A 5,184-nucleotide genomic window follows, 5' to 3' on the forward strand; every position below is an offset into this window, starting at 1 on the left:
TCCTCGCCGAGGCGGTCGAAGAGCTGGCCGAGGGCGTGGTGGTGGGCGTCGGCGTGTTCGCGGACGTCCATGGTGGCGAGCTGGAGGCCGAAGGCGGCCAGGGTGCGGATGGTGCGGGCGAGGCGGCCGTCGGCGAACAGGCCGCCGCGGTGCTCGCGCAGGGAGGTCTGGATGATCCTGAGGTCCGCGAGCAGTTCGCCGGTGCCGAGGTAGTCGCGGCCCGGCTCGTGGGGGGTGCCCTTGGCGAGGCGCTGCTTGGTGTTCTCCAGCTTCTGCCGGATGCAGGTGGCCTTGAGCCGGTAGGGCTCCTCGGCGTTGAGCCGCTTGTAGCGGGGGCTGATCTCGGGCAGCAGTTCGAGGTCGGCCTTGAGGGAGTCGAGGAGTTCCTCGGTGGCTCCGGCGTAGCGGATGGAGTTGGAGAGCAGTCCGCGCAGCTCGTCGATCGTCTGCAGGGCGTCGTTGATGCCGTGCTCGTGCTGGAGGATGAGGACGTCCCAGGTCACCTGGGGGGTGACGTTGGGGTTGCCGTCGCGGTCGCCGCCGATCCAGGTGCCGAAGGTGAGGGGGCGGGTGTCGTCGGGCAGCTTGACGCCGACGCGCTCCAGTTCCGCCGTCAGGTCCTCCAGGACGTCGCCGACGGCGTCGGCGTGCAGTTCGTCCAGGTAGTAGATGGCGTTGCGGGCCTCGTCGGCGGGCTCGGGGCGTACGACGCGCAGCTCGTCGGTCTGCCAGACGAGGTCGATGTTCTCGGCGAGGCGGACGTCGTGGCGGCGGCGGTCGGATTCGAGGACGGGGGTGTCCAGGAGCGCGGCGATGCGCCGGAGCTTGTTGAGGACGGACCGGCGGGCGGCCTCGGTGGGGTGGGCGGTGAAGACCGGGCGGACGTTGAGGTTGCGGACCGTCTGCTTGAGGTGCTCGGGATCGGCGTCCTTGAGCCGGTCGGCGGTGCGGGAGAGCAGGCCGCCCTCGGCGGCGCGCCGGGCGCGCAGCTCGCGTCCGCGGTGCACCTGCTCGGTGATGTTGGCGAGGTGGAAGTAGGTGGAGAAGGCGCGGACCAGCTTGGCCGCGGTCTCCAGTTCGGTGCCACGCAGCAGCTCGGCGGCGGCCTCGCCGTCCTCGCGCGTGAGGCGGCGGACCTTTTCGACCAGGTCGAGGAGCTCGGGCCCTTCCTGCCGGACGAGGGTCTCCCCCAGGAGGTCACCCAGCCGGCGGATGTCGGCGCGCAGCTCGCTGCTGGTCGTGGTGGTCTGGTCGTCGGCACTGCTCACAGGTGCGGCTCCTTGCAGTGTTGAAGCTCGTCTGGGAGGGAACCCGGCCGGCTGCCAGGCGGCGGGGCGCCGCATAGGGGCCGGTGCGTCCGGGAAGGAAACTTCAGCGGACCGCGCTGTCCGACCGAGTCCAAGGATAGGTGGCCATGTGGACGCGCAGGGTCTGGGGCTCTTGCCGCCGCGCATCGCGCTGCCATACTTACGATGCCGTAGGTTACGGAACCGTAGGGAAGGGACGTCTCGTCCCGCCCGGTCCCGGTGACCCGGCACCTGTCTCGACCCTCGACCCCACAGGGGACGCGCATGACCTCAAGTTCCGATGTGATCGAAGAAGCCCGTAAGGCCACCGACACACCTCCTCCCTCCGCCACGCTGGGCGGCGAGCAGAAGCGTTCGATCGAGCAGATCACCTTGCTCCTGTTCATCGTGGTGCCCTTCGTGGCACTCGTGGCGGCCGTGCCGCTGGCCTGGGGCTGGGGGGTGAGCTGGCTCGATGTGGGCCTGCTGGTCTTCTTCTACTTCCTCGGGTGCCACGGCATCACCATCGGTTTCCACCGGTACTTCACCCACGGCTCCTTCAAGGCCAAGCGGCCGCTCAGGATCGCGCTGGCGATCATGGGCTCCATGGCGGTCGAGGGGCCCTTGGTGCGCTGGGTGGCCGACCACCGCAAGCACCACAAGTTCTCCGACGCCGAGGGCGACCCGCATTCGCCCTGGCGGTTCGGGGAGACGCTCCCGGCGCTGATGAAGGGCCTGTGGTGGGCCCACATCGGCTGGATGTTCGACGAGGAGCAGACCCCGCAGGAGAAGTACGCGCCGGACCTGATCAAGGACAAGGCGATCCGGGCGATCTCCCGCCAGTTCGTCCTGTGGACGATCCTGTCGCTGGGGCTGCCGCCGCTGATCGGCGGCCTGGTGACGATGTCCTGGTGGGGCGCGTTCACCGCGTTCTTCTGGGGTTCACTCGTCCGGGTGGCCCTGCTGCACCACGTGACGTGGTCGATCAACTCGATCTGCCACGCGGTGGGCAAGCGGCCGTTCAAGTCCCGGGACCGCTCGGGCAACGTGTGGTGGCTGGCGGTGCTGTCCTGCGGGGAGTCCTGGCACAACCTGCACCACGCCGACCCGACCTCGGCGCGGCACGGGGTGATGCGCGGTCAGATCGACTCCTCCGCACGGTTCATCCGCTGGTTCGAGCTGCTCGGCTGGGCGTACGACGTGCGCTGGCCGTCACGCTCGCGTATCGATTCGCGCCGAGACACCGCGGAAGGCGGTTCCCGGCGCCGGAAGGAGCCTGCCGAGGCGGCATGATTGACGCCGTGGCGACCGATCCCAGCAGCAATCCAGGCAACGACAAGCAGCGGCGGACCCGCCGGACCCGCATGACCGGTGCCGAGCGCCGCCAGCAGTTGCTGGAGATCGGTCGCACCCTCTTCGCGGCGAAGGGCTTCGAGGGCACTTCGGTGGAGGAGATCGCGGCGAAGGCCGGGGTGTCCAAGCCGGTGGTGTACGAGCACTTCGGCGGCAAGGAGGGCTTGTACGCGGTGGTGGTGGACCGCGAGATGCGGCGCCTGCTGGACATGGTGACCGGTTCGCTGACCGCCGGACACCCCCGCGAGCTGTGCGAACAGGCGGCGTTCGCGCTGCTGGACTACATCGAGGAGTACACGGACGGCTTCCGGATCCTGGTCCGTGACTCCCCCATCCCGCAGTCCACGGGGTCCTTCGCCTCCCTGATCTCGGACATCGCCACGCAGGTGGAGGACATCCTGGGCCGCGAGTTCAAGAGCCGCGGCTTCGACCCGAAACTGGCCCCCCTCTACGCCCAGGCGCTGGTCGGCATGGTCGCGCTGACCGGCCAGTGGTGGCTGGACGTGCGCCGGCCGAAGAAGGCTGAGGTGGCCGCCCACCTGGTGAACCTGGCGTGGCACGGCCTGGACGGGCTGGAGCCGAAGCCACGGCTGATAGGGCACCGGAAGGCGTAGGCGGCTCAGTGGGGCTGGAGGAACTCCAGGCGGTTGCCGACGGGGTCCTCGGTGTGGAAGCGCCGGTGGCCCGGGAGGCGGTCGTCCCAGGTGACCGGGGCCCCGTGGGCGGCCAGCCGGGCCGCGTAGGTCTCGATGCCGGTGACCCTGAGGCCCGGGTGGGCCTTCTTCACGGGACGGAAGTCCGTCTCGATGCCCACGTGGATCCGGACGAACCCCGCTTCGAACCAGCAGCCGCCGCGGGCGGCGAGCGCGGGCGGCTTGGGGATCTCGGTCATACCGAGGACACCGGTGTAGTACGAGCGCAGCTCGGGCTCCGAGCCGGGCGGTGCGGCCAGTTGCACGTGGTCGACGGCCACCAGCACCTCGCTCACGCCCCCTTCACGGCGACGGCGAACAGCCGCCGGAAGGGCAGGACGGTCCCGTACGCCGCGCTCGGGTACGCCTCGCGCAACAGGTCCCGGTACTCGGCGACGAACGCGTCGCGGGCCTCGGGATCGTCGGCGAGGGCGGTCAGGGCGGGCCGCAGGCCGGTGCCCTTGACCCAGTCGAGGACGGGGTCCTCACCGGTCAGGACGTGGAAGTACGTCGTCCGCCACACGTCGGCCGCGCAGCCCAGGCGGGTGAGGCCGTCGAGGTAGGCGGCGGGGGTGTGCACGGAGTCCGTGCGGCGCAGGACGCCGGTGAGACGGCCGCGCCAGCGGGGGGTGCCGGCGAGGTCCCGCATGAGGGCGTGCAGCGGGGCGTCGGTGTTGTCCGGCACCTGGAAGGCGAAGACGCCGCCGGGGCGCAGGCCGGCGATCCAGTCGGGGAAGCGGCCGGCGTGGCCCGGCACCCATTGCAGGGTGGCGTTGGAGACGATCAGGTCGTACGGCTCGGCGGGCGTCCAGGTCCGCGCGTCGGCGGGGGCGAAGTCGAGCCGGCCGCCGCCGGCCGTGGGCCCCTCGTGGTCGACGTGGGCCTTGTCGAGCATCTCGGGCGCGTTGTCGTAGCCGGTGATGCGGGCGGTGGGCCAGCGCTCGGCGAGCAGGGCGGTGACGTTGCCGGGACCGCAGCCGAGGTCGGCGATGCGGGGCGGGTCGCCGGGCAGGGCCGGGATCCGGGCCAGGAGGTCGGTGAAGGGGCGGGCCCGGTGACCGGCGTGGCGGAGGTACTGGGCGGGGTCCCAGTGGGGCGTCGTCATGCCACCACTGTCCCGGGCGTTTATCTCGACGTCAAGACGCTTCACATCAAGAGACTTCACGTCGACACAACCACTACACTGATCTCCATGGAGGACGAGGTCGATCGGCTGGTCGCAGCGTGGCGCCGGGAGCGTCCGGACCTCGACGTGGAGCCGCTGGAAGTGCTCAGCCGGGTGAGCCGACTCGCCCGGCACCTGGACCGCGCCCGCCGGCTCGCCTTCTCCGAGCACCAGCTGGAGCCCTGGGAGTTCGACGTGCTGACCGCGCTGCGGCGCGCGGGCACGCCGTACCAGCTCTCCCCCGGCCAGTTGCTGACCCAGACCCTGGTCACCTCGGGCACCATGACCAACCGCATCGACCGGCTGGCCAAGAAGGGCCTGGTGGAGCGGCTTCCCGACCCGAGCGACCGGCGCGGTGTGCTGGTCCGGCTGACCGACGAGGGCCGGGACCGCGCGGACCAGGCGCTGGCGGGCCTGCTGGAGCAGGAGCGGGCGATCCTCAGCGAGCTGTCCCGCGCCCAGCGCGCGGAACTGGCCGGCCTGCTACGCCAGCTGACCGCCCCGTTCGACAACATCCCCGGCTAGGTCCGCCGGGCCCACCCCGGCCCGCCGGGCCAGCGCCACGGCGGCCAGCGTGGAGTGGACGCCCAGTTTGCCGAGGACGTTCTGCATGTGGGTCCGGACGGTGTGCGGGGACAGGAACAGCCGCTCCGCGACGGCCTTGCGGCCCAGCCCGGCGACCATGCAG

At 71.1% G+C, this 5,184-nt stretch carries 7 protein-coding genes; 3 read left to right on the forward strand and 4 right to left on the reverse strand.

What is annotated here, in order from left to right:
• Window positions 1-1,268 (reverse strand): phosphoenolpyruvate carboxylase (locus IE312_RS40870; protein ID WP_229900125.1); only part of this gene is annotated, 1,268 nt, incomplete at its 3' end.
• 303 nt (window positions 1,269-1,571) lie between these two features.
• On the opposite strand from IE312_RS40870, the gene IE312_RS19150 reads away from it, so the two are divergent.
• Both IE312_RS19150 and IE312_RS19155 read left to right on the forward strand, forming a co-directional pair.
• The gene (locus IE312_RS19150) at window positions 1,572-2,579 is read left to right on the forward strand and encodes an acyl-CoA desaturase (RefSeq protein ID WP_189983361.1); all 1,008 of its coding nucleotides are present in this window, start codon (window positions 1,572-1,574) and stop codon (window positions 2,577-2,579) included.
• Complete coding sequence (locus IE312_RS19155; protein WP_189983363.1) at window positions 2,576-3,253, forward strand: TetR/AcrR family transcriptional regulator; 678 nt, start codon at window positions 2,576-2,578, stop codon at window positions 3,251-3,253. The genes IE312_RS19150 and IE312_RS19155 overlap by 4 nt, the downstream gene beginning before the upstream one ends.
• Window positions 3,254-3,258: 5 nt before the next feature.
• Here IE312_RS19155 and IE312_RS19160 read toward each other — a convergent pair whose 3' ends face one another.
• The gene (locus IE312_RS19160; RefSeq protein ID WP_189983575.1) at window positions 3,259-3,618 is read right to left on the reverse strand and encodes a VOC family protein; all 360 of its coding nucleotides are present in this window, start codon (window positions 3,616-3,618) and stop codon (window positions 3,259-3,261) included.
• Window positions 3,619-3,623: 5 nt separating this feature from the next.
• Window positions 3,624-4,436 (reverse strand): trans-aconitate 2-methyltransferase, encoded by an 813-nt coding sequence (locus IE312_RS19165; protein ID WP_189983365.1) that lies wholly within the window; start codon window positions 4,434-4,436, stop codon window positions 3,624-3,626.
• A gap of 87 nt (window positions 4,437-4,523) precedes the next feature.
• Between IE312_RS19165 and tamR the strand changes: the two genes are divergently transcribed.
• Window positions 4,524-5,021 carry a MarR family transcriptional regulator TamR gene (gene tamR / locus IE312_RS19170; protein WP_189983367.1) on the forward strand — a complete coding sequence of 166 codons (498 nt, stop codon included), beginning with the start codon at window positions 4,524-4,526 and terminating at the stop codon, window positions 5,019-5,021.
• Here the strand turns inward: tamR and IE312_RS40875 are convergent.
• Window positions 4,980-5,184, reverse strand: a 205-nt coding sequence (locus IE312_RS40875) for a response regulator transcription factor (protein WP_229900127.1), incomplete at its 5' end; no start/stop codon positions are given. The genes tamR and IE312_RS40875 overlap by 42 nt on opposite strands.

Origin of the sequence: Streptomyces capoamus (assembly GCF_014654935.1) — a bacterium.
In the GTDB taxonomy this organism is placed as follows: Bacteria; Actinomycetota; Actinomycetes; order Streptomycetales; family Streptomycetaceae; genus Streptomyces; species Streptomyces capoamus.